Origin of the sequence: Lacrimispora sp. (assembly GCF_031982545.1) — a bacterium.
GTDB lineage: Bacteria > Bacillota > Clostridia > Lachnospirales > Lachnospiraceae > Lacrimispora.
The window spans coordinates 214,188-239,568 of the sequence record NZ_DALYXB010000009.1; the positions used below are offsets into that span (position 1 = coordinate 214,188).

Genomic DNA, 25,381 nt, shown 5'->3' on the forward strand with positions numbered 1-25,381 from the left:
ATTTTGATTTCTTTTTGATCTGTCATCTAAATATACCTCCTTCAATATGTATCCTCTATTGTAATTGAAAATTCTTAAAGGAGGCAATATAGATTGTAATTAAGAAGCATAACCTAAAGTAATGCTCCTCCCATCAATGGAATATTTGGAGTTAGGCACTACCCGCGTCTTCCGATGGTGCATGACAAATATATCAGGAAGTAATACAACCTATTCTACAGAAAATAAACCAAGAAAATATCTCAGTCTTCTCTCGTTAAATTGGAGTATAATTCAACTGCAATTACTTGGTTAATAACAAAACCATTCAGGATATTTGTCAGCCAATTATCATCGCAAATCCATCTAAACAAAATGGGCTGTCGAATATACGCTTCCTGCATCGCCTCTCGATCAGGCGACACAATACGTTCAAACCACAAAACTTCACGCCCATATTGATCTAGCCAAATGTAGGGATTTCCTTGCTTTGGATGGCATGCAAAAATTTTGCGCCAGATCGCTGCTGGTGCCACTTGACAGTTTCCAAAGAACAATTTTAGACCTCCACCAACTCGATTGAATAGACTAACTCCACCGTTGCCAAAAGTTGACCTACAAGTTTCATCTATTGAGCCTTCACAAGCAAGTAGACCAAAGTTTCCAATACACCAATCAAATTCTTGTCTCCGACTCTTGGTAAATGAGAAATCAATTTTAGAGGACTCAATATATATAGTTCCCCCTTTATGACCCCACGGATACCATAGGCTTGCAGCAAGCAATACTTTGCCTTCCGATATGTGTGCATGTGCAATATCATGTAGTTGTTCGTTGGATAACCCATTTTCTTTTTCTGTATTATATGCGGTCTGTACATCAGGAAACCATTCTTTATCAAAATTAACGATTGGCATTTCCGTTAATAGGAACGGATCCTCCACTGGAAGTAATCGGGATTTTTTGCGTATCAAAGGAATAGATGTCCATTCTCCTGCTTTGTCTTTACCATAAAGAATCTCGCCCGGTTGCATGTTGACGATAGGGATTTTATTATCACCAGTTTCGCCATAGCGATCTTCCAAATACATTTCCAACGGCGCTATTTGGGAAATATATCTACGAATTGAGTCAATGGAGGCGCTATTTTCACAATCTTCGACCAACGAAAAAAATCGTTCATAGTAGCTGTCATCTACCACCATCCCGACTGTTGAAGGTGTGTGATTTATAGCTGGAGCATTGTAAGAAATCACTTCTGGATTTATCCCCTCTGAATTCAGATGAAGTAGGATGCTGTGTAAATAATACTTTCTGGATAGCTCTGTACAAGCATCGTACATATTCTGCAATATACTGCGTAAACTATCCGCGCAAATCCCATCAGATGCCCATCTTGCAATAATAATTAACAGACATTCTTCTTGATTTTGGGTAAATGTATCCCATACCCCAGCAATAATATCCATAACATACGGAAACTGTTTGCCTAACAGGCTGATAGCGTATATTGCTGATTCCATCTTTCTGGCATTCTGAGTATCTATCTGTTCTAACATAATATAAAGTGCCAGTTCTTGGATAGACTTTGGTGTAGAGAATAGCGATACAGACTTTTTCTGATCTATGGTAACTTCAATATGATTATTTCCTGTAACCCATAATTCCTGAGTTTGAAGTTCTGCTTCGAGTAGTGTTTGCATTTCGGCTATGTCCTCTTTGCGATTTAACTTGAAAAGCAGTTGCATATTACGTGAAGAAATCTGGTAATCGTAGTCTGATAATTGAGTTCTAATACAGCATGCCAGTGCCCAGAATGCTTCACTGCCCATTGCGGAAATAAGTGAGCTAATTACAGAATCATACCTATCATATGTCCAATCCTTGCTCTTAAGGTAATGGCAAACAACGTCCAGAAAACTTTTGAAGTTTCCACTACAATCTGTTTCACTCGACAGTATTTTTTTCAATACTATACAATAATGATCCACAGGATTTGTTGATGCTTTCAATGTTGAAAGTAGTTCTAATGATTCCTCTATTGAAATATCGGCATATTGAACTTGTATAGCACCGATATCCTTGGCACACCGACTAGAATAATCATCTAAATCAGATTTCCAATCAGATCTTTCCGAAAGGTGTCCAATGATTACTAACCATTGCGGCGTTAATGACTTTACTTTTAAAGCAAAATCACTATTTAATTCTGTTGCTTTCTCTTGGCACGCATCATAAATGCATTTGGCTCCACTACGACCCTGCTGTGTATACCACGAATGAATTCCGCAGCTTAATATCCAAATCACTTCTAAATCAGTTTCATTGACCGCATTATGGATGAACTCAAAAAGAGAATGGTATATCTGGTCAGGATTCATGGCAAATTCATCATCCCAATTGCGCAATTCCCAATAATCTATTATGCCACATGTTGCAGCGGCTTTCGTAATGTTGTTGCTAATTTCATAAGCTGCATGATTGCTTGTTAATTCAGCTATTCTGGATTGTTTATACAGATTTGTCCCAAGGTCTTTCCATCTGCTAGGATCAACTTCGGTAATAAAATTAAAACAATCTAGCGGTGCATGCATTGCATACTCTTTGTCACCCACGTAACCAACAACATCCCATTTGAGCTGCATTGTGAACTTAAGCATCATTTCCGGTTCAACAAGTTCACCATATGGACGAAAGCGAGCATGCATATCGGCTCTATTTTCTTCCAAACTTATGTTACAGCAGTTTTCTCCATATAGCTCATGAATATACTCACTGATAATGTCAAGACGTTTAAACTGTTGGAGATAGTCCAGGATATAAGTCTTATAATACATCCCTAGGTGGTCAATGTCGAATAAGCTCACGTGTAGCGCAGCAACGAACCATTCTTCATTGTTAAATGTTTTACCTGCAGAACTATTAAGCAAAGTATAAAGTAGAAATCTGCGAGCCTTTGAATAATCTAGTGAACGCCACAAACGTGCAGATAAAAGCCATTCTACACAACCATCAAATGCACTGGAGTTTGGTGCACTATCCCAGTAGTATTTACCTAGCAGACATGCTACCCTAATAAGAAAAGCCGCTTGGCTTTTCTCTGTTTTATTACCCTCAAGCTCCAAGTAATATTTCGCTGAATGTTCAATCAAGATGTCGTCATCAATTTCTTTTTCGATACATCCAAGCAGAAATGCCCTTAACACAAGTGTAAAGCAGGATTCATCATATATTCGTTTAACAGTGACTTCCGCATTAACTACCAATTGATCAGGTAGATATAGTTGATCACACGTTGTTTTCATGGCAATCGCAAGGGGCTGCCATGCTGACTTTTCCTTATTTTCGCTTACTCGAGTTAACACCGGTTCAAATATATGTGCAGCGCCTACAAAATAAATTTCTTCTAATTTGTCAGCGAAGATGCTTTGCGCCACGTAGCCTGATTGTATAGCATGTATGGCAAGCTTAAACTTTTTGTTTTTGATGCAATTATTGAAATATTGTTCACCAAAAGCGGTTACAGCATAACGATTAATATCAGAGTCGATTTCACTCATTAGTGGAACAGTAATGTTTAACTCGGCAGCGACTGCTCCCCAATGTTGAATGAAAAAACCTACTTCAGTAGACCTTAGTTCCCAGGGTTTATCTTCTGCAACTTTATCTGCACAAAGAGGTACAAATGACATGGGGGAATAACCTCCAAACCATTTTTTATACAGTGTAATTGCCCGCGAACAATGGTTTGGATTGCAGGAAGAATAAAGTTTTCTGCACAGAGTTAGCACATTTTTAAATTCACCTAGATTCTGGGGTGTAATTGGTAACGTTCGTATTTCAGAAATATCAATTGAACTTGATTCAGGGAAATCATCGCTTATATAGTCCCTGTCAAAATATTCAAAACACCGCTTATGTTGATATAACGTTTTAATTGCCAGATATGTATTTTGATATCCCTTCATATCTTGATTGATACATGCAGCGTCATATGAAAGGTGAACGAATTCGTCTAATCTCTGTAATGACACACCTTCAGCTAAGGAATTAATAACGAAATTTGGAGTAAAGTATTTCGGAATAAGATGTTCTTTGTTGGCACATTTCAGTAAATAAATACCCAAGGTACATGCTAGAGTACCTTCCTCTCTTTGAAGGAGGTACTCTCCAAGTGTCAATGCAATTTCTTCGTAACGCGCTTGATATGGTCTAATTATTCCCATAAGGAATACCCGGAAGTCATTATGAAAAAGTGCATACTCTCCTTCATTCTTTGTTGGTACAACAAGCGGATATAGTCGGCTCAATATCATCTCCCAATCACTCTCACTCATTCCATACGTGAGAGCTTTTGCAAGAATTTTAGTATTTACACGACCATTCATCAAAAGTATGGGGCAAGCAACAATGCTCTCAGGACATACGGATATATGAACAATCGCCGAAAGTTCTCGCTTCATATAAGTCCAAATATGATTGTAATATTGTTGAGCATCTGCACTTATTCCGCTTTCTTGAAGTTTTGTGACTGCTTCATCTAAAGTGCATAATGCCTTTACTTCTTCAACTGCAAAAACTGCTGAAAGATTATTGCCTTCCGTTTTGTTATAAATAAAATCCGCAAGGCCATCGGCATCGCTTTCAAATTGATTGGCTTGTGCCAGAATCAACTGTTTTATATCGGCAACGCTAAGTTTTGGCATGCTGATATGTTCAACATAATCCTTGTTCGACAGCCATAAAGGATATTGGTCTTGATAAATAGTAATTGGTTGCCCGACAATTACAAAACAAACACCATCAGGTACTTCATTTGGTAACGGCAATGTGGTTAGAAATGAAAGTGGAGCATTGGCACGTGCTGCATGATCAATTCCGTCAATGCAAACAAATATCCGTTTTTCTAATCCAGCAGTATCTTGAGCAGCAATGCCCAACAAACGGATAACGTGATTTCGCATCATTTCAGCGGTTACCAACTTATTGCTAATTGGAACATTGTATTCAGCCAATTTACCTTTAAATCTCTTTCGGAGCTGAATTAATAGTGTACCCCACAGATTATCAGCTGTGCACATACCGGGATCCGCATTATAGAAATGCTGCTCTGGGGAAATGGGTTTAAATGTGTGATAGCGAAGCCAAAACAAATTGGTCTTTGATTGCAGATAACTGATCGTACTTGTCTTTCCTGATCCCGGATCCCCAGAAAGAAAAACAATCTTGTGTTCCGTTGAATGGATCTGAGTTTGTAATTGCTCACAAAACACTTGCCTGCTTTCAAAAAAAGGGTATGGAGGTGCTAGTCTGTGTTGACTTTCATCAATGTCTTCCTCAAGACCCAGTACCGAGTACACATCCTCTAAAGTAACACGCTCGTTACTCCGTTCAGTCGTTGTCCATTCGGTAAGACCTAAAAGCAGTTTACTAAACAATTCCAAAGCGATACCTTCGTTGCAGGAAAACACTTGTGCCAACAAGGCAATTAATGATTTCTTCATTAAGGCTAAGCTCATCTGATTTGCGTTGATTGAAAACTCTTTCAAAAATAACATTAACTCTTTGGAATCCACATTTGGTAGAACACTACATAATTCATTCCATTGGAAAAGTAGTGTTGAGTCATCAATTATGACATTCTCGTAGTCCGTTACATTTCTAATTACAGTCTGCATTTTCAATAAAAACTTATCAACAGGATAAGCACTATAGGTTTCGCCATTAAGGCTACGGCCGGCGTGTCTATTTAAAATCTTACGATTCGTAAAGAGAATTGGTTTAATTGCAGAATCAGTAGTGGTTCTGGATTCTTTCCATCCTTGAAACATTGCTTCGAACAGGCATTTCTTATCGTTCTTAGATTCTAACATTTTTCCGAATGTTAGATTATTTGGTGTAGAAGTATCAATTTCGTGTTTTACCTGATAACACAATTGCTTTTTGCCATCAATAAATTCTACTACTACATCATCGATAGTGTTATAAGATCCATGCTGAAAGATAACGCAAGAAATCCCGAAATCTGGATTTAGCATTTTTATTACATTTTCTAATCCTACATACCATTCATACCAATAAGGGTCTCCAATTCCGGGAGTAGACATATGTTCAACCTCCTTTTCGCTTTACAATATTATTACAAATTACATTTATATATTTTTCCACTATTGCTATACTTTCTATTTTAAATTATACCATAAAATTTACCAAATTCTAATAAATAACTTAAATTGATTTATATATTATCCTTAAAATTATATTAACGTTTTACATATTCATTTGTTCATGGAAACAAATCGACTGTATTCACTATTTCAGCCTTGATTTCAAAAACATTCAATCCAAATAATTTTCAAAAGCAAGTAATTTAGAGTATCACGGAAAGGGGGCCTACTGCTCACACTCGGCTCCGTAAAACTCAGCAATATTCATTATTTCACTGCTGAAATAAACTTTTAAAAAAGTACTTGATATGTTTTTGATGCTTTTTTTTATAAAAAATAGGCAGTGAGTTTTTCAATTGCTCACTGCCTATTATCTCTAGTTCAACTTAGATTAAAGGCAAAAAAGGTACATTTTCCAAACTGAAAATACGCCTTTTTTGTCCTTGATTTATCAAGTGTCCCGTCCCTATAAGTTATAATTTAAGCCGCAAGCTTTCATGCCTGCGGCTTATTGTTTAAGTGGAGATAGTGGGATTCGAACCCATGACCTCTTGAATGCCATTCAAGCGCTCTCCCAGCTGAGCTATAAATCCCCTTTTACAATTCAGTGCCATGTTCTTGATATCATAATTCGTATTTCTCCTTTAAATTATATGAAAGACCAAACAATACTACCTTCGCATAGTATATTCATAATGGACAGTTTGATAAAGTGCTTAATACCTGGAATTATTCAAAAACACAGTCCTTCCTTGAATTCACAATAATTCAATACATTAGAATTTAGCATACGACTTCAACCATTGTGATACTCCATCTTCATCATTACTTCCTATAACTCCTGTAGCTACTTTTTTTAATTCAAGCACTGCATCTGCTACTGCATAGCATTCATCAGAGACTTGAAACATTGGAATATCATTTATTGCATCACCAAAGGATATTACCTTATCGCATCCCCATAGTTCTTTCAACTTAAGGATAGCTTCTGCTTTTGTTGCATTCTTTGGCATAATCTCACACCAATATTCCGTACGATATAATTCCTGCTGAATTGTACAACGATATCTATCATCATCTGCAAAAGCCCTATATACTTGAAGTAATTCCTCTCTTTCACCTATACAGGTATAATAAAACATAATCCCCTGATAAAGTTTTGTATCACTAATTAATGGGCGTAACCTCTTATCTCCCTTTCTTAAACTGAGATATCTTTTCATTCCATTATTCTCTTTGCATGTAACCCAGGAAACCGTTTCTACATTATCTATATGAGAATATACCAATGGACTAATATCATATTTTTTCATGACTGAAATAACCTTATCGGCTTCTTCTTTTGTAAATTCTGTGGATGATAAAATTTCATTCGTAGCAGGATTAATAATATAAGCACCATTATATGTTATCACCGGAATGTTAGTGGATAAGCCTTTTGTTACTACTGATGCCGATACTAAAGAACGTGCAGTAGCATATGTAAACTTCATTCCCTTTTCAACTAGATTATTTATAATATCGATACTTTTCTGATTTATTGTATCATGTGTATTTAATAATGTTCCATCTAAATCTGTAACATAAAGAGTTTTCAACTTAATCACCTCCAGACCTGAAATTTTCCTCTCAGTTGATTTATATAACCAATTAATTATATTAGATAGTTAAAACTGCTAGACAAAATTGTGATTTGTTAATTTCTCATTATACTTATACTACACAATGTTTCGCATTTGATTCAAGCCACTCTATAATAAAATCGAATCGTTCTTCCGTCAATCCATGACCACCTGGATATCTCTTGTGGTGCAGGTTTTGTAAGGCATCATATTCTAAATAGGTTGAGCTGGCTCTTCCAACGATATATGAAGCATCTTTTGAATATTTATCATCTTCCGCAGAAACAAGAAGCAGTCGTCTTGGTGCAATACAAGATACCAAATCATATATATCGTATTTGCCGTGGAAGTTTGGAATTACGCTCGCCATTTCAATTCCAACATTATTTATCATGCGATTTTCATACGTACAAGCACTACCGCTTGCACAACTAAAAGCTATTCGTTCATCTAACGCAGAAAGAAATAAGACCGTATTCCCCCCGTATGAATGTCCCAGTGTGCCAATTTTTTTATTATCAACATAAGTAAGATTAGAAAGCAATGTTATCCCATTCATAGCATCATCTAGTACTTTTTTCATCAAATAATCGCCTTTTATTATTCGATAGCACATTTCATTAAAATGCTGCCAAAAGTCAAAACCCTCCACGTGAGGAGCTTGACGTCTTTCCTCAAAGCATATTGAGTCAGGAGCTAACACAACAAATCCCTTTTTCACTAATTCAGGCCCAAAAGCTTGCAAAGGATTTCCAGCTAAACCGCAAACTTCACTCTTTCCTAAATGATGTTCCCTGTTGTGCTGGTGATTGATGAGAATAGCTGGATTTTTATCAAGAATTTCCGGAAGCAAAAGAAAAGCGACGACCTTGTCTCCGCAAGAATCATACTCAATTAATTGTCTTGTATATCCATCTGCCTTTGTGGAGTCCAGCAGTCTATACTCAACATGAGGTATGGTATTAGGAGCTATAATTCCAATTGCATCTGTTATCTCATTTCTTAAATTTACTATGTTACTCACCTCGCTTAATATAAGTAATCAGCAATAAAAGTCTATAAATTATATCATAAATTTCCGCATCAAATAATCTGCAATTCCGTCATCATCATTTCTACCAATTACTTCATCTGCAATGACTTTAACATCTTGAATTGCATTTCCCATGGCGATTCCTATTCCGCATAATTTTAACATTCCAATATCTGAGTAATCATCTCCAAATGCAATTATACTTTCTTTTGAAATATTACGATAATCACATAAATAAGTAATTGCATTTTCTTTCGTAGCATTTTTCTTTGTAAACTTATACCAATCACCATCGGAAAATCTAATGCAATCATATTCAGGAAAAACATTTTTTAATTTTTGTGCTAAAACAGGGGTATGTATTTCAACACATACTTTCAACGCTTCCAGATTAAAATCTTCAAAATCTGTATAAATACTACTCCCCCAGTTGGCATCAAGTTTTTGGGGATCAATTTTATAATTCCAATAATGTTCATTGAGGGTATCAACTGTAATTTCACATAATTTGCCACATATCGCTCTAGCTGTTTCTATGAGATGATTCACTTCATCTATCATAAAATTTGCAGTATATATAATTTTATCATGTAAATGTACTAATGCCCCTCCACTCGTTATCGCTATCTCTGGATTCAAATCATCTAAATAAATCATAATATTCTTTTTGCTTCTAGAAGTTGAAACACCTATAATGACCCCTTTTTTTCTGCACATATTGATGATATTTATTGTGTTTCCGGATATTGTTTTGTCACTTCTTAACAAGGTTCCATCCAGGTCAAATAATAACACTCTGTACTGCACATTTACCTCCAAATCTATATATCTACTTCATGCATCAAATTAAACACAGCTAACTACAATCCATAGTAATAATGAGTTCCTATTATGGCTATAACATGTTTATTTTCCTTAACCCAATGTTTCAAATTCAAAATCATAGACACCATTTTAAACCTTTCAAATGCAAATATTTTATATAATATTCTTAATTTTAAATTTTCATAATATATACTTACATTTTATAACTTGAGTACTTTATTTATTTTATGTCAAATTATAAAATAATTCAACAAATATAATTATCTACTTCTCACACATAATAAATCACCATTTTTACATAACCTTAATAATGCCCCCCTGTTATTTACAATTAGGGCAAAAAAGGCACATTCTCAAAATGAAAATGTACCTTTTTTACCCTTGATTTACCAAGTGCCCCGTCCCTATAAGTTGTAATTTAAGCCACAAGCATCCCTGCCCGTGGCTTATAGTTTAAGTGGAGATAATGGGACTCGAACCCATGACCTCTTGAATGCCATTCAAGCGCTTGTGATTTCTGTTCGTCAGACCAGAGATTTGCCTCCACCTTCCTTCAGATTCCACCTCACGGTGGACACCCTTGGTCTTGGCTGTGTCCTTCCCACTACTAGGGCGGACTAGGGACTTTCACCCATTAGAAACGTGCGCCGCAAGGCGCACAAAAATAAGGCACATTCTCATAACTGAAAACATGCCTTTCAATATCTGTCCCTGATTTTCCAAGTGTCCCAGCCCTATAAGTTAAAATAATAGCCAGAAGCATTCATGTCTGTAGCTTATTGTTTAAGCGGAAGGGTGATTCGAACGCTGACCTCTTGAATGTCATTCAAGCATTCTCCCAGCTAAGCTATATCCCATCTTTTTCCCTATATATAAAAGCAATTTGGAAAGATTTTGCCTTCAACTATCCTATGTCATCCGTGGAAGAGCCAAAAAAACGGGGCCAAAAACCGTATTTTTTAGCCCCATTTTTTGCTCATTTTTCGCCCAAAAACCACAACATATTGTGGTCTAACCCCTGTTTTTCTTGTCCAAACCACAATACGTCATCATTATCACCGCTTCAACATGCCTTGAAAGGTCAATAAAGATGCCAACCGCGCCTGGCGGGGCCTTGGCGGGTAGTTATTCTTTTTAAACACAAAGTACATTTCTAAGCTTACCGCTCGAATATAGCTCCTATTTCAGAAACATAAATTTCTCCTGAACTACTATGTCTATAATCTTTTTACTCAGAATCTCCTGGTTTATGATAAGAATGTATTTGTTGTAGTGACTAAATCTTCCAAGTCATAAATTCAAAAATAAATCGAGAATACAATCTTCTTTTAGGATAAAGTTATTAATTCAATAATATGAATATAATTCTTGTTTATTAAGCACTGATTTCTCATAATCAGTACTCGTGTTCACCATGCATGTCGTCCGAGATCGTTGAAATAGCCATCATGGAAAAAACCTGCGGTTGGACCGTTTTCTCCTATTGTTGCCAGCTTTACGGCAATCCTGGCTGCTTCCTCAACTGAACGATGTCCATGATGTTGATTAAGGTCAGTATCAGTAAAGCCGGGATTGACTGCATTGACTTTGATGCCCTCGGCATGAAGGTCTTTGGCAAGCATAACAGTAATCATATTCAATGCTGCCTTAGATGAATTATAACTGAGAAGGTTCACATCATAGGTTTCGCTAGTGGGATCAAGCGCAGCAGCAATTGATCCTAGGCTACTGCTCATCATAACAACTCTGGCATGCTCTGCTTTACGAAGAAATTGCAGAAATGCAAGGGTAACACGGACTGGTCCGAAAGCATTCACTTCATAGACGTTACGCATATTATCGATCTTTGTCTCACTTGCTCTTCTTCTGTCAATATTGATGCCAGCATTGTTGACCAACACATCGAGGTGCTCACTTACCTTAGCAAACTTGGCCGCAGCTTCGACCACACTTATATCGCTGGTAACATCCAGAAGTAGTGCATGTGCATCAATACCTGCTTCGCGCAGCTCGGCTGCAGCCCGTTCACCACGCTCCGCGTCCCGACAACCAAGCCATACAGAATATCCATCCGTTCCCAATTGTCGTGCAATTTCGCGACCAATCCCTTTGTTAGCACCAGTTATCAGTGCACTCTTGATATTACTCATTATTTCTTCCCTCCTTTTGCCTCAATGCAATATTAGCAGCTACAATTGAAAGTGAATTTATCACCCCAATAACCATTCACTCAGTCCCTTTATTTCTGCCAAAACTTCTGAACGTTCCAATAATTCTTTTGGCTCGCTTAAGCCTCCTGTAATAAGAATTTTGTATTCACCAAAACCTAGGAATACAAGGCTTTTGCAAGTCAAATCAAAATACTCCTGATATTGAGACAAAATCCCTCCACCATATGTCACTGCAAATAAAACTTTTTTGTTTGGAGAAAGATAACTTGAATAATCTTCTTTCAGATAAGGCAAAAGGCGGTCAATGACAAGCTTCAGCTGTGCAGACATTTGCCACATAAACACAGGTGTAGCGAAAATAATGCCGTCAGCATCATCAATATCTTGATATATTTGCTGCATATCATCTTTTATGATACATTTGCCTGTCGGTCTACATCCATAACATCCCTGACAGCCTCTTATCTGCATTGTATTCAGATTATGAATCTTCACTTCGGTTTCTTTATTCTCCATAGTCTTTACCACCTCATTGACAAGCGCCATTGTGTTTCCAATTTTGTGTGGACTTCCATTTAAAATTACGATTTTTTTCATAGATAAAAACATCTCCCATCTCTTAATAATTTTTTGTTCTTATAAATTCCGCCAATCAGAATTTTTCTGCTTTATCCGCAGTTTTGAAACATTGGCTTGTATTTATTTTACTCTTATATTTATAATAGTAATAGATATGTAATTATACTAGTATTACTACTACTATGATAAAGGAAGGTATATGTTTATGAATGACCCAAGTCAACGATATAAAGAATTAGGAGATTTTTTAAAAACACGCCGGGCTAAAATTTTACCATCGCAGGTTGGTTTATCTGAAGGTACACGCAGGCGTACACCCGGTCTTAGACGAGAGGAAGTTTCCTTCCTTTCAGGCGTTGGTTTAACGTGGTATACATGGCTTGAACAAGGCCGTCTTATGCAAATATCTTCGCAAGTACTTGAAAGTCTAGCAAGGACTTTTATGCTTGATGAGCAGGAAACAATGCACCTTTATACTCTTGCTAAACAGACACCGCCAACCAGTTTCCCGATCTGTAATGATACGGCTACCCCAATGTTGCAGCATGTACTGGACAGTTTAATTTTTTCTCCTGCAACGGTTCTTGATTCCCGTATGAATGTTATTGCATGGAATAGAGCAACTACAAAAATTTTGCTGGATTATAGCAAAATCAGTGCCAGTAAACGTAACTTACTCCGAATCATGTTTACAAATGATGAATACAAAAAAATGAATACTGATTGGGAACTCACAGCGCAAAAGATGGTTGCCATATTTCGCGCAACTTACGGTAAATTTGCTGGTGATCCATGGGTTGAGGATTTTGTAAATGAGCTTAGGCATGAAAGCACAGAATTTGATTCATGGTGGACAACGCATAACGTCAAAACGGATGAGGAAATGTTTAAGAACATAAATCATCCGGTTTTAGGACAATTGAAGTTTGAGTATACCAGCTATCAAGTTTTATCAGATACCAACTTAAAGCTTACAGTTCTTACCGCTTTGCCGGGATCAGAAACAGAAGAAAAAATAAAAGAATTTCTAATGAACCAAACATGATATCCGAGTCGGGCTTCAATTGATGCAGCCTGACTCCATATATGAGAGCGGAGAAAGATATCGGGGCTAAAAATGCTCCAAAAACGTCAAGCCTGAAATTCCAACTCGATACGGATGAAGGGAGAAATATGTCAATAGTTGTTTCTGGCAAGAATGCCGAATTCATCTATAAAAAAAGGTAAAAAAATCGGGCTGAAAACGCACTTTTCAGGCCCGAATTTTTGTTCATTTTTTGTTACAAGACCACAACATCTTCTGGTCATATGCTACCTAATCTTGCCCGAACCACTATTTGTCATCAATACCACCGTCTCAACGTGCCTTGAGTATACAAAAATGATGTCGTGAAGACCTACTGATGCCTTGGTGGAAAGGTATTTTTCTGAAAACAAGTTTCTCAAAACCTCATTTTTCTAGCTTCCGCCTCCGCTCTTTTACATCGGAAGTGTCATCATTTCTGTTCAGCACATTAGTGCTGTTACAACTTTACCGGTTAGTAAAAATTGTGCGCAATAAAACTTTCAAACTTGTTGTGGTTTGAGAGCTTTATTCTGAACAATTATTCAATTGTCATGTTAAAGTCTTTTCCATTATTAATCCGAATTTGAAGTGCACCGTTGCAGTTTTTTCATTCTTGATGACAATTTGGTCAATCACTTTATTCAGTATCTGCTTTGTTATGTCATTAACCTCAATATTCTCGTATTGATGCTGATTGTTTGTACTAAGCAGTCCCAGTTTTCAACCTTTTCTTACATCGCCAGACATATGATTTTCCACCTTTGTTCTGCCACGTTACTCGATTGTAAGTACTCTTGCATTCGCTGTAGATGATAAGTCTGCTTAGGGAATATTTTGAACTGTATCTTCTGCCAGGGATCTTTTTCACTTTCGCGCTTCATCTTTTCATTTCTTCTTGTACCCGATAAAATTGCTCTTCTGTCTTGCACTTTGAAGTGATGCTACAACTCAAAAGCTATTAAAAATAGTACATAATAGAACTATCAAACAAATTGCGGCTTGATGGCTTTATTTAATACAATTACGTAAAACACCGGTAATTCATCAACTAAGTTATCTCGAGAATCAGGGCAGATTATTTAAAATCTGCCCTGATTCTCTACCACACAATCTAATGCGCTATTTTTCGTCTACGCAAATATTTCCAATAGCGTAAAGAGCAGCTCGACCACTCAATTTGACTCTATCGCCACAATACTCACAGTAAACCGTGCCTCCACGCTCAGATACTTGCCTTGCCACCATTTTATCAAGTCCGATTCTTTCTCTCCAATACGGAATAAGGCAGCAGTACATTGACCCACAAACTGGATCCTCATCAATATTGATCTTAGGCCAAAATGCCCTTGCAACAAAATCAAATTTCTCACTTTTTGCTGTAACAAACGCCGATAGTCCTTCTGGAAATTGTTTCATCTTTGAGAAATCAGGTGTTAAATTTTTCACAGTATCTTCCGAGTCAAAGATAAATATTAAATCCCGATCAGTTTTTAACACCTCAGTTGGAGTCACACCCAATGCCTCGAACATCATATCTGTCAAATGGTATTTTTCTGGTGTTGAAGTCGGAAAATCCATTTCGTACAAATCATTTTTCTTTGTTACGACCAAATGATAATTCTTCATCTTGGTATTAAAGTGGAGTACATTTGCATCAGTTTCAACAAACCTAAATAAAATATACGCCGTTGCAAGTGTTGCATGACCGCAAAGGTCCACCTCTCCACCAGGAGTAAACCATCTTAGACCGTATACATCTCCTTCTTTAACAGCAAAAGCAGTTTCTGATAAATTGTTTTCTCTTGCGATTTTATCCATTTTGCTCTCTGAAATCCAATCGTCCAATATACATACTCCTGCTGGATTTCCTTCAAAAATCTTATCCGCAAATGCATCAGCTACATAGTATTTCAACATATCGCTTGCCTCCTAACTATACGTGTGCAATGGCATCTATTTCAATCAGTGCCTCTAAGGGTATTCTTGCTATTTGAACGCAGATTCGTGCTGGAAATGGCATTACAAAATGCTTTTCATAAACAGCATTTACTTTTGCAAAATCATTTACATCATTAAGAAACACTGTTGTTTTAATTACTTTAGCCATAGAGCTACCTGCCGCTTCCAGAACTGCCTTCATATTGGTCAGAATCCTTTCTGTTTGCTCTTCTACAGTGCCGGATAAAGTCCCTGTGAGCGGATCAATTGCAATAACTCCAGATACATATACAATACCATTGAATTCAATCGCTTGTGAATAAGGGCCAACTGCTTTAGGTGCTTTTTCAGTTTGAATTTGATTCTTTTTCATTTTCATCCTCCTTATAGTCATTTGATATTTACTTTTCATTAAGACTGTTGAATGTTAAAATAAATATAAACAATTAGCCACAAATATACAAGTACGCACATTTTTGTGCCCTTAAAAGGAGATTTTTATGCCCAACAATAAGCACCAAGAAGTAATTACCAATCGAAATTGTGTAATGATCTATACTATGGATATACTCGGCGGAAAATGGAGAATGCCGATATTATGGAAATTATATCAAAATGGAGCCATGCGATATAATGAACTTAAAAGAAGTTTGGTAGGGATTACGAATATAATGTTGACAAGATCACTTCAAAGTTTGGAAGAAAAAGGACTCGTGAGTAGATTAGTATTTAACCAAATTCCACCTCGAGTAGAGTATTCATTAACAGAAAACGGACTACAACTTGTGCCTGCATTGGAAGTTATTTATAATTGGGGACGTGATAGGATGTTAACTGAACGGGAATGAAACTGCTCCTACTACAGTTGCAGTCATTTTTCCTTATTTGATATTCCTATTTATTCATCTTCGTAACAATCACCATCTCTTGGTCAAATCCCCTCATCTCTAGGCTCACGACCTTGATTGCCTTGTCCAATAACATCAACCCTTTCAGCGTAGTTCTCTGTGAATATTACGTTGCGGCGGAGCCGCTTGTCCGGTGGTGCGTGTCACACCGGAAGGGTGGCTCTCTAAGCAATTTTTGAGATTTGCCTGCAAGGGAAAATCTTAAAAATGTGCAAGTGTCAATACACTTGCCCTTGCCCTGCTTGCGGATTAGCGGAGAAAAGGGAGAAATACCGAACTGGACGAGTAGTATTCTAGAGACATGATAACGAAGAACAGGCGGAATGATCCCGTTGATGAAGGAGCTATATAGCCTAAAAGATATGGATATGAAACTCTACTAAGTATGTCAATCAGAAATGAACAGAAAGTATCTTTCGTAAAAGGATCGCAATTGTTTTCGTATATATTTCGTCGTCGTATTTGGTGTTAAGAAACACGTGCGTGGTCCCACCAATAATAAACGACATCATAATATTTTCTTCAGGTGTATATGAAGATGTCAGGTAGTGATTTTTTATTTTGATTTCCATTTTATCGATTAAGACACTCATTCTCCCATCAAACAGAATCAGTATCTTTTCATTATGTTGCATGATACTAGACAGAAGTCCGGTAATAAATTCTTCCGGGTTAGAAAACAGACTATTCATTGTGGTAAAATCACCAATCACTTGATCTATAATTTTGTTTTCTAGTTTGTCGGATAGATCAAAAACATCCATATAATACCGATAAAAAGTAGATTTATTAATCTTTGCATTTTTGCATAAATCATTGATTCGGATTTTATTGAACGGCATTTTTTCACGCAAATTAAAGAATTCCTGCTCTATACTTTCCAAAGTTTTTTGAATACGTAAATCCATAATATATCCTCCGTTTTGAAACTGTTTTTCATAAAAGTTGCATAAGCGACATATTCGGAAAACTGCTGATTGAACTATATGCAACTATAGTTGTATATTAGTATATAGCTATTTGAGAAATTTTGCAATGAGTAAAAAAAGGAGGAAATTGCATGAGCAAAATTCACAACTTATCCACCGATGCAATCGAAAAAAGAAAGTCAAGAATTCTTACAGTAATGTGGGTTCTTCTCGCCGTTGACGCGATCATCTTCGCAATAATGGGCTTGACTGACGGAGAGTTTGGTGGAGTATTGGCACCGTTCTTAGGGGTCTCCATGCTATTAGCTTTTGTTCTGCTTCACGGTTTTCATCGATACGGCTTTAAGACGATGTTAATCTTTTTCTTAATCACGTTTATTGTTAGTTGGAGCTATGAGTCACTGAGCGTTCACACGGGGTTTCCGTTTGGGCATTACCATTACACGGATTTAATGGGTGTAAAGCTCGGCGTTGTTCCGGTTTTTATTATGCCAACCTATTTTGCAGTAGCTTATTTGTCGTGGAGTATCGCACAAGTTCTTCTTGACCAGCAGCAATCGAGATTAAGCGGGGCGTCTGTCTTTATTATACCATTCTTTTCGGCGTTTAATATGGTTCTATGGGATTTATGCTTTGACCCCTTTGCGTCAACGATTAAGGAAACATGGATATGGGAAAACGGCGGCGGATATTTCGGTGTGCCAATCGAAAACTTTCTTGGATGGTTCCTCTGCACATACACGATTTTCCAACTATTCGCTTTGTATTTAAGGTTTCGTTATTATAAAAATTCTGGTGAAAAAAATGAGCAAACCCAATCTTTATGGCTGATGCCATGCATCATGTACGGTGCTTTGTCCCTGCAACACCTTCTGGTAATCTTCAGCGGCAGTATCGCACAGATTACAGCACAGGATAACCATATATGGATGGGTGGAGACATCAGGGAAGCGCTTACTACGGTCTGCCTATTTACCATGGTATATATATCCAGTTTATCTGCCACAAAAGTACTGGGAAATAAAGGAGTATTGAACTCATAACAGGAAAATCATAGTTTGATAAACAGGGCTGTTCTTATACATTGGGCAAGCCGACTAGCTGGGAATAGTTTTCACTCCGCTTCTATGATGATGAAGAAATGATGCTGGATTTTGTGATTCGTTTTTATGCCATATTAATTTCTCCTATTCTCTTTTTGATTATATATTAAAATTCTTGAGAATGGTGCCAATTTTTATTGTACAGCATTACTTTTTTGATCTCAAGCTTTGAGTCCTGACACACCACATAAGACTCTTCATCTTCATATGCCTCCATTCTTTTTAAGATTAAAAGTCAACTTTCCTATGTATAATAAAAACAGGCGAAGTTTCCGGTAGTTACCAAAAACTTCGCCTGTGATAATTTTGAACAACAACTCTTGCTGTCAATAGCCCTAATCATGAGTAATATTATTTAAAATTCCAATGTCATCTATGTTTATGCCTAAAAAACAGACCCCAAACAGATGACATATTTATCCTAATTTCTTCCAATCCTAGGCCTCGAAACCACAAGATGTTGTGGTCTAGCTCTCCGTTTTACCATCGAAACAACATTTCGTCATCAGAACTATACTCTCAACGTGCCTTGAGGATACAATAATAATGCCGTTTGAAGCTGGTAGCCCCTTGGCGGCAGATAAGAGTAAAATTAAAGTACCATATTTATCTATTGACATTAGAGTATACTCCAATGATACACTTGGAGTAATGGAGGTGATAGTGTGGAAAATACCCTTTGTCTAGAAAAAAAGCGCGCACTTGTATAAAGTATCTTAAAATATAAAATTTTAAAGAATTGACTACTGCGATTGAGATGATGTAATAATCATACCTAGAGAAGTTAGTAGTTTGCAGGCATTTATTACAGCTTTCTCTTTTTGCTTATCCTTCATATCCTGTTGCATATCGATTTTATAAAGGTCACAAGGATTGAATATCTCACCTGTGGAAAGCATGTGAAACACTGCGGTGAGAATCATTCTGGCAATAGCAATAATGGCTCTCTTTTTGCCTCTTCTTTTTAAAATGCGCTCATACTTGTTTTTATAGTAAGGAGAGCTGTTGGATGTCACGGCTGCATGTGCAACTTGCACTAATGCAGGTTTGAGGCAGACTCCGGCACGTGTGATCCGAACAGATTTCTTTTTACCCACTGATTCATTGTTGCCCGGCGTTAGGCCCGCCCAGCAGCACAGACGCTTGGAAGAGGCAAACTGGGTCATATCAGTACCTATCTCGGAAATTATGATGATAGCTGATTGCCTATGTGAACGGACTAGTATCATACGATCTTTCTGGGCTTGTGTCATCTGATATCCATCAATGGACTCGATTATGGTATTAGCTTTCTTTTTCAGGGATTTTGGGAGAAGAGAGACACAAGTATCCGCGTTGAATTCATCAGATGTAATGAGATAGTCCGTGATATAAGAGGCAGATTTGCCAAACATGTCGGATACGACGGCATCAAGGGCTACATTACAGACGGTGAAAGCATTTTGAAAACGATTCTTTTCGCTTGACTTGCAGGAAGTTAATTTTATAACGATAGCGTGTGTACTCACGTAAGATACGTATTGGCTTGGCAGGAATATAACTGCCAGGAACAATACCTATACGAAATAGGTCACCTATCCATTTGGAATCTTTGCTGTCATCTTTATTACCTTTAACAGCCTTTACCCACTTTGGATTGACTATGATAACATTTACGGAATCCTCCAGAAGATTAAAGACAGGAACCCAGTGCTTACCAGTGGATTCCATGCAGACATCATGACAGTGGTTATCAATCAGCCATTTCTTGAAGTCTAGGATAGAATTATTAAATGTTGAAAAACGTTTTTTCGTATAGTGCGGTTCAATCTCTTTTGTGGTGGTAATGATTATGGCAACGAGAAATGTTTTGTGTACATCGACGCCACAGCAGATAGGATAAACAACTTTCATTAAATGAGATCTCCTTTCTTTTCATGGAGAAGCCATTGACTGTCCCATCACACAATTTAACAGGTGTTAAAACAATTCTTAGTGTGCGGTCTCATGGAACCACTTATTTGTGCTTGGAAGATGGAACTTACACTGATTTTTATACTGTTTTGAACGGAAAGTAATCTACTACTCCTCCTGCCGTGCTTTGTAGTATAAGCTTCTCATTGAAATTATTACCAAAGTGGTGGAGACGCACACCATTTTTACATTACTATTTGTGCCGCAAGCGTTAGCGTCGCGGAATGGAGATTTTTATGGAACAATACTCAATTCGACAAACATCAGAGCAACTGGGGATTTCAAAAGATACGTTGCGTTATTACGATAAATTGGGTCTGGTAAGTCCAAAACGAGGTGAAAACAGATATCGTTACTATACGCAAAAAGACATTCTAGACCTGCAATATTGCGAGGTGATGAAATATATCGGGTTTACACTTGCTGAAATCAAAAACGTTTTTAAATATATAAAAGCAAATTGCACGGAAAATCCCTCAGAGATGCAGAAAATATTATCTGACAAGACGGTAAACATAGAAAGGAAAGCGGCACTGTTTCACGATATACTAACATTTATGAATGAAGTACAGAACTTAATGGCACAGAAAATGGGTGCATCTGGTGAAACCATCATTGACAAATTGATTATTGATTTATTTCATAATTTAAAGGAGAATCAACATGAAGAATAGAATTTATTTTTTCACTGGTACAGGAAACAGCTTGAGTGTTGCAAAGGACATCGCCAAACGTTTACCTGATTGTGAATTGGTTGCTATTTGTAAAGGTACAGCAACAGAAATACCGCAAGGTTACGAACGAATTGGCTTTGTTTTCCCTATTCATTATTGGGGACTACCCAATTTGGTTGCCGAATTTTTGCAAAACGCTACGTTTCCTAAACAAGAAAATACATACTTTTTTTCGATTGCAACCTATGGTGCCATTTGGGGAGATACACTGCCACAAGCAAATCAGTTGCTGAAAGAAAAAAGCATTCACATGCAGTATGGCGGAAAAATCAAAATGTTTTCTAACTATGTAACCCTTATCGACATGAAAAAAGATGTTGATGGAATTACGAAAGAGTCTGTAAAGCGTGCCGCATCTGTCATTCAGGCTGTCGTGGACAAAGCATCCAACAGTACTTCATCAGAAACTGCATTATATAAATGGATACATAAAATAAGCATCCGACAGGCTGTTTCCAAAGATAAGGACAAAAACTATAATGTAAACGATGACTGTATTTCTTGCGGCATCTGCAGATCCGTATGCCCTGTTAAAAACATTGAGATGATAAATGGGAAACCTACATTTGCACACAGGTGCGAATGTTGCATGGCTTGCATTCAGTATTGCCCTAAACGCGCTATTAACTACAAGAATAAAACACAAAGTCGCGGACGATATACTCATCCACTAGTTAGTCATGCAGAAATTTCCAAGTACTATAACAATTAGGTATGTTGTGAACTTCTAAATTTTTCCTACTCAACGATTTTGAGGGCGAGTCAGCAATCTGACCCACCCTCTTTTTTAATAGTGACGAATATTTCCCTCACTCGTTTATCAGATTCGATTCCACCAAGATATTTTTAATCGCCTGTGCCGCTTCTGCGTAAGTCAAATTGAATTTTGGAGAAATCGTTGTTGCTGTAGTTCCATTGAAGACATGGGCCGGGCCGCTAATACTTCCTTTACATATCCTGCTGCCCAACTGCTTACATTCGCAAAATCTGTACAGGTCAGGTATCGGTTCGTGTCACTTCCGCCAAGCTTCGTTACCTTTATGGCTCTTTTGTACATACACCAGTTCCCATAAATCCATATTCAAAATAAAAGTACTATTAAGTTTCTCTTCAATCATAGCTCATTTCAGCCCTTCTATCCCCCTAATCTCCGCTCCAAAAGGTAGTGCTCCCATCACAACTTTTCCCCAAGGTGTTCCTATAACAGAATCTAATAAGACGATTGCGCCTTTATCTTCCTCTGTTCTAATTAACCGTCCACATCCTTGTTTTAATTTAAGTCCCATCTCAGGATAATCAACTGTTATGACGGGATCAAATCCTTGCTCTCTTGCCTCTTTACGTTGTACTTCAATAAGAGGATCTAGAGCTGGGAAGGGCAGCTGCCAGACAATTAGCAAGGTTAATGCATCACCTGGTACATCGATTCCTTCCCAAAAATTTGCACCAATCAATACCGAGAATTTCTCCTCTTTAAACCTTCGTACAAGATGCCCTCTCTCCCCTTTATCTTCCCACAGAATATCAAATGGAAATTGATATCCTTCCAATCTCTTTCTGATTTTACGAACTTCCTCCATCGAATTGGTAAGTACGAGAGCTCTTCCCTCATTAATGTTTAATAGGGATACTAATTTTTCAATGCCATGGGTAGATTTTTCTTCTAAACTGTATGAGGACTGTGGTAAGTAGACAACAACTTGTTTTTCTAAATCAAAAGGACTTTTCACCGTAGATTTGGAAGGTTCCTTTAATCCAAGCGTTCGTATAAAATAATCAAAATCTCCTTCATTACTTAACGTTGCTGAGGTAAATATCACTGGTAATTCTTTCTGAAATAAATGTCGGTTTAACATCTCATTTAAATTCCTAGGAACAACCCAAAAACTACCATCCCCTCTATCAACCCAAGCTATCATATCTGTACTGTTATTTTTACAGAATTTGTCTAGTGCCATTATGGCTCTTTCAATTTGCCCTTCATATGCTTGTATTTGGTTTGCGGATAATGACTCTATATATAGTTCTTGTTCAATCTGCATCTCTAGATGAAGGTGATCTAATGCCTTTCGAAATCCTTTATCCGTCTTTTGCAACGTCTCATCCATACGAATGGATAGTCTTTCTGAGCTTTCTGCAATTATCACAGACCTATTTAAATTTTCGAAAAAGTCATAAGAAGCCTGTTCCATTGCAGTTGCTACTGAAACCAATGAATCTCTTGCTCCCTGTACTTCCCCAAGGGTGAAGACTATATTGTCAATCTCCTCCTTGTTTATTTGTTGTCCTGCTTGCATGGCTGCTGGTAGCAGTATTTTATGCCCTTCATCGAAGATAACTGCAGAATAATTTGGAAGTATGGGCAATTGTCCATTCGCTAATCGTTCTTCCCTTGTCCATAAGTCATTAAAAAATGTTTCATGATCTACAATAATTAAATCTCTCGCAAGTCTATAATATTCTCTTGCCTTAACAAGTTTGCAATATCCACGGTTCATGCAAATATCGCACGACATAGACTCATTCCAACTAATCCTCTTCCAAATATGATCTGGTACGGTAGATATTTCTGAGCGTTCACCTAATTTTGTTTTATTTAACCACTGATTAATCTCGTCCGACATCATATCAAATTCTTCTAAATTTTCATTTACTCGAACATCGCATATATACTGACATGAGTCTTTTGCCATCCTAGCATCTATCTCTAATCCAAGTAACCTAGAAAGGGTTTTAATATCCCCCGTGTCACCAGCAAGTTGTTCTTGAAGTACTGTACTAGCACACGCAATCACTACAGGTTTTCCACTAAACCTAGCATAGGGAATTGCTGATAATAAATAAGCAAATGTTTTGCCTGTTCCAAGTCCAGCTTCCGTTAAGTGAACTTTTTTGCTGCAAACAGCATCAGCTATCTGAAAAGCTGTAAATATTTGTTCGTCCCGAACTTTGTATCCATGCTCAGGAAGGATATCATACAAAACGTCACCAATCCATTCAACTAATTTAACTTGAAGATCTTCTCTATTACTATAATTAAAGTAAGCGCATAGTTGGTTCTTTCCAACCTTAGTTGATTTTATAGTAATATTCATTTAGCAGAAGTTTTGCTCTTAATAATTGAAAACTATTTCGACCATACATGATCCTTTTGGTTAATTTAATTTTATTAACGCTTCCTTCTGCTAGACCATTATTATATTTATAATGAATACCATTTTTGACAGCATGAATATCTGCATTTAATCCATTTATGTAAGTATCTAGTTCATCAATTTGTAGAGCGGCGGCTGTTGTCATCCATGAGTCCAACTTATTTTCCTTTCGTGAAAATACAATGCCATGAAATTCTTTTAGGAGTGAATATAATTGCCCAATTACCGGATACTTTGTTATCGTCGCCTCGTACTGATCTTGTGTCATTCTTTTCACATGCTCTATATCACGATAGATTAATTGACACAGGCTCTTTCTAGGAATATATTCAACAGACACTGTTTGTTCAGCTGCGGAAATACGTTTCTGATGGTTTCTTTCTTTTTGCGTAAAAACACGCAAAGAAGCTATGGCTCCGGTATATCCCTTTTGACAAATGCGTTCATGAATTTTTTTATAGGTTATTCCCTGTGAACGCATGGCTATCACTTCTTGCTCATAAGGTGCTAGCTTACCTGGAATCCGACAGTCATAATGACCATTGTTAGAAGAGCACTCTTCTTCTAAATATTTTTTTACTGTCTGATATGCATGACCAGTCAGACGAGTAATTTCATCTATGGCATGTCCTTCTGAATACAATTTCCTTACCTCATTAATTGCTAGCTGCTTGTTTGCCATTGCCTGGATATGCTGGCGTTCTCGTACGTTTTCCTTTTGAAAAGGAAGGTCAGCTACTGTTATAGAAAGATATTTTTGAATAGTGGTAGTGGCGGAGTGAAGAAACAGGGATATATCATTTATGGAATAGCCCTCGCTTTGTTTTTTCTGTGCGAACAAGATCCGTTCACGGCGGTTTCTGGTATCATAGAGTACCTGCATTTCTGGATTTGATACCGTTGCAGGGATCACTACTCTTGACGGAAACAGTCGATACATATATTTTTCTACTGCGTCTGATAAATTTTTGAGCAGATGGAACCGATCACTAATCTGTAACGCATTTGGATGAGATTTTTTAGCTGCAGAGGAATAAGTTTGTGCTCCGTCACGAGAGATTATCTCTAAACATGGATAGGATTTCAACCATTCTTCAACTTTTGAAGTTTCGCGAGAATCAATAATATCAATAATCCTATGAGTATCCAGATCCACCATAACCGTACCATAACTATATCGTTTCCTAAAGGCAAAATCATCCACACAAACTCTGATTAC

16 protein-coding genes, 2 tRNA genes and 1 pseudogene are annotated in these 25,381 nt (G+C 37.2%); 5 read left to right on the forward strand and 14 right to left on the reverse strand.

The genetic code is table 11. The annotated features are described in order from the left end of the window. Positions 1-242: 242 nt before the first annotated feature. The 8 genes from ABS301_RS16625 to ABS301_RS16660 all read right to left on the reverse strand — a co-directional run bounded on the left by ABS301_RS16625 (position 243) and on the right by ABS301_RS16660 (position 12,394). A complete protein-coding gene (locus ABS301_RS16625; RefSeq protein WP_349673295.1) occupies positions 243-6,086 on the reverse strand; it encodes an ATP-binding protein in 5,844 nt (1,947 codons plus the stop codon). A 580-nt stretch (positions 6,087-6,666) separates the two neighbouring features. Then, positions 6,667-6,741, reverse strand: a tRNA-Ala gene (locus tag ABS301_RS16630). 181 nt (positions 6,742-6,922) lie between these two features. Continuing rightward, positions 6,923-7,744 carry an HAD family hydrolase gene (locus ABS301_RS16635; RefSeq protein ID WP_349673296.1) on the reverse strand — a complete coding sequence of 274 codons (822 nt, stop codon included), beginning with the start codon at positions 7,742-7,744 and terminating at the stop codon, positions 6,923-6,925. Between the two features lie 115 nt (positions 7,745-7,859). After that, a complete protein-coding gene (locus ABS301_RS16640) occupies positions 7,860-8,792 on the reverse strand; it encodes an alpha/beta hydrolase family protein (protein WP_349673297.1) in 933 nt (310 codons plus the stop codon). A 39-nt stretch (positions 8,793-8,831) separates the two neighbouring features. Continuing rightward, positions 8,832-9,608: a Cof-type HAD-IIB family hydrolase gene (locus ABS301_RS16645; protein WP_349673298.1), complete on the reverse strand. Its 777-nt coding sequence runs from the start codon at positions 9,606-9,608 to the stop codon at positions 8,832-8,834. 476 nt (positions 9,609-10,084) lie between these two features. Further along, positions 10,085-10,177, reverse strand: a tRNA-Ala gene (locus tag ABS301_RS16650). Positions 10,178-11,035: 858 nt separating this feature from the next. Further along, positions 11,036-11,776: an SDR family oxidoreductase gene (locus tag ABS301_RS16655; protein ID WP_349673299.1), complete on the reverse strand. Its 741-nt coding sequence runs from the start codon at positions 11,774-11,776 to the stop codon at positions 11,036-11,038. Positions 11,777-11,836: 60 nt separating this feature from the next. Continuing rightward, a complete protein-coding gene (locus ABS301_RS16660; RefSeq protein ID WP_349673300.1) occupies positions 11,837-12,394 on the reverse strand; it encodes a flavodoxin family protein in 558 nt (185 codons plus the stop codon). 187 nt (positions 12,395-12,581) lie between these two features. Here ABS301_RS16660 and ABS301_RS16665 point away from each other — a divergent pair, with 187 nt between their 5' ends. Then, positions 12,582-13,421: a helix-turn-helix transcriptional regulator gene (locus tag ABS301_RS16665; protein ID WP_349673301.1), complete on the forward strand. Its 840-nt coding sequence runs from the start codon at positions 12,582-12,584 to the stop codon at positions 13,419-13,421. A 1,140-nt stretch (positions 13,422-14,561) separates the two neighbouring features. Here the strand turns inward: ABS301_RS16665 and ABS301_RS16670 are convergent. After that, complete coding sequence (locus ABS301_RS16670) at positions 14,562-15,359, reverse strand: PhzF family phenazine biosynthesis protein (RefSeq protein WP_349673302.1); 798 nt, start codon at positions 15,357-15,359, stop codon at positions 14,562-14,564. 16 nt (positions 15,360-15,375) lie between these two features. Next, positions 15,376-15,753 carry a RidA family protein gene (locus tag ABS301_RS16675; protein ID WP_349673303.1) on the reverse strand — a complete coding sequence of 126 codons (378 nt, stop codon included), beginning with the start codon at positions 15,751-15,753 and terminating at the stop codon, positions 15,376-15,378. A gap of 127 nt (positions 15,754-15,880) precedes the next feature. Here ABS301_RS16675 and ABS301_RS16680 point away from each other — a divergent pair, with 127 nt between their 5' ends. Further along, positions 15,881-16,228 (forward strand): winged helix-turn-helix transcriptional regulator, encoded by a 348-nt coding sequence (locus ABS301_RS16680; protein ID WP_349673304.1) that lies wholly within the window; start codon positions 15,881-15,883, stop codon positions 16,226-16,228. A 452-nt stretch (positions 16,229-16,680) separates the two neighbouring features. Here ABS301_RS16680 and ABS301_RS16685 read toward each other — a convergent pair whose 3' ends face one another. Continuing rightward, positions 16,681-17,196, reverse strand: a complete 516-nt coding sequence (locus tag ABS301_RS16685; RefSeq protein WP_349673305.1) for a TetR/AcrR family transcriptional regulator — start codon at positions 17,194-17,196, stop codon at positions 16,681-16,683. 152 nt (positions 17,197-17,348) lie between these two features. On the opposite strand from ABS301_RS16685, the gene ABS301_RS16690 reads away from it, so the two are divergent. Then, complete coding sequence (locus tag ABS301_RS16690; RefSeq protein WP_349673306.1) at positions 17,349-18,260, forward strand: carotenoid biosynthesis protein; 912 nt, start codon at positions 17,349-17,351, stop codon at positions 18,258-18,260. An 803-nt stretch (positions 18,261-19,063) separates the two neighbouring features. Here ABS301_RS16690 and ABS301_RS16695 read toward each other — a convergent pair. After that, positions 19,064-20,213 (reverse strand): annotated as a pseudogene (locus ABS301_RS16695) (IS110 family RNA-guided transposase). Between the two features lie 296 nt (positions 20,214-20,509). Between ABS301_RS16695 and ABS301_RS16700 the strand changes: the two are divergent. After that, positions 20,510-20,947: a MerR family transcriptional regulator gene (locus ABS301_RS16700; RefSeq protein ID WP_349673307.1), complete on the forward strand. Its 438-nt coding sequence runs from the start codon at positions 20,510-20,512 to the stop codon at positions 20,945-20,947. Further along, complete coding sequence (locus tag ABS301_RS16705) at positions 20,937-21,719, forward strand: EFR1 family ferrodoxin (RefSeq protein WP_349673308.1); 783 nt, start codon at positions 20,937-20,939, stop codon at positions 21,717-21,719. Before ABS301_RS16700 ends, ABS301_RS16705 begins: the two co-directional genes overlap by 11 nt. 409 nt (positions 21,720-22,128) lie before the next feature. Here the strand turns inward: ABS301_RS16705 and ABS301_RS16710 are convergent, their stop codons facing one another. Next, positions 22,129-24,102 carry an ATP-dependent DNA helicase gene (locus ABS301_RS16710; RefSeq protein WP_349673309.1) on the reverse strand — a complete coding sequence of 658 codons (1,974 nt, stop codon included), beginning with the start codon at positions 24,100-24,102 and terminating at the stop codon, positions 22,129-22,131. After that, positions 24,077-25,366: an ISL3 family transposase gene (locus tag ABS301_RS16715; RefSeq protein WP_349673310.1), complete on the reverse strand. Its 1,290-nt coding sequence runs from the start codon at positions 25,364-25,366 to the stop codon at positions 24,077-24,079. Before ABS301_RS16715 ends, ABS301_RS16710 begins: the two co-directional genes overlap by 26 nt. Positions 25,367-25,381: the final 15 nt, after the last annotated feature.

What these genes read in the sequence shown, in the direction of transcription:
- ABS301_RS16660 (WP_349673300.1), bottom strand. Translation starts at nt 12,394, where the DNA reads ATGAAAAAAATCGTAATTTTAAATGGAAGTCCACACAAAATTGGAAAC.
- ABS301_RS16655 (WP_349673299.1), bottom strand. Translation starts at nt 11,776, where the DNA reads ATGAGTAATATCAAGAGTGCACTGATAACTGGTGCTAACAAAGGGATT.
- ABS301_RS16670 (WP_349673302.1), bottom strand. Translation starts at nt 15,359, where the DNA reads ATGTTGAAATACTATGTAGCTGATGCATTTGCGGATAAGATTTTTGAA.
- ABS301_RS16690 (WP_349673306.1), top strand. Translation starts at nt 17,349, where the DNA reads ATGAGCAAAATTCACAACTTATCCACCGATGCAATCGAAAAAAGAAAG.
- ABS301_RS16665 (WP_349673301.1), top strand. Translation starts at nt 12,582, where the DNA reads ATGAATGACCCAAGTCAACGATATAAAGAATTAGGAGATTTTTTAAAA.
- ABS301_RS16700 (WP_349673307.1), top strand. Translation starts at nt 20,510, where the DNA reads ATGGAACAATACTCAATTCGACAAACATCAGAGCAACTGGGGATTTCA.
- ABS301_RS16685 (WP_349673305.1), bottom strand. Translation starts at nt 17,196, where the DNA reads ATGGATTTACGTATTCAAAAAACTTTGGAAAGTATAGAGCAGGAATTC.
- ABS301_RS16710 (WP_349673309.1), bottom strand. Translation starts at nt 24,102, where the DNA reads ATGAATATTACTATAAAATCAACTAAGGTTGGAAAGAACCAACTATGC.
- ABS301_RS16675 (WP_349673303.1), bottom strand. Translation starts at nt 15,753, where the DNA reads ATGAAAAAGAATCAAATTCAAACTGAAAAAGCACCTAAAGCAGTTGGC.
- ABS301_RS16625 (WP_349673295.1), bottom strand. Translation starts at nt 6,086, where the DNA reads ATGTCTACTCCCGGAATTGGAGACCCTTATTGGTATGAATGGTATGTA.
- ABS301_RS16705 (WP_349673308.1), top strand. Translation starts at nt 20,937, where the DNA reads ATGAAGAATAGAATTTATTTTTTCACTGGTACAGGAAACAGCTTGAGT.
- ABS301_RS16680 (WP_349673304.1), top strand. Translation starts at nt 15,881, where the DNA reads ATGCCCAACAATAAGCACCAAGAAGTAATTACCAATCGAAATTGTGTA.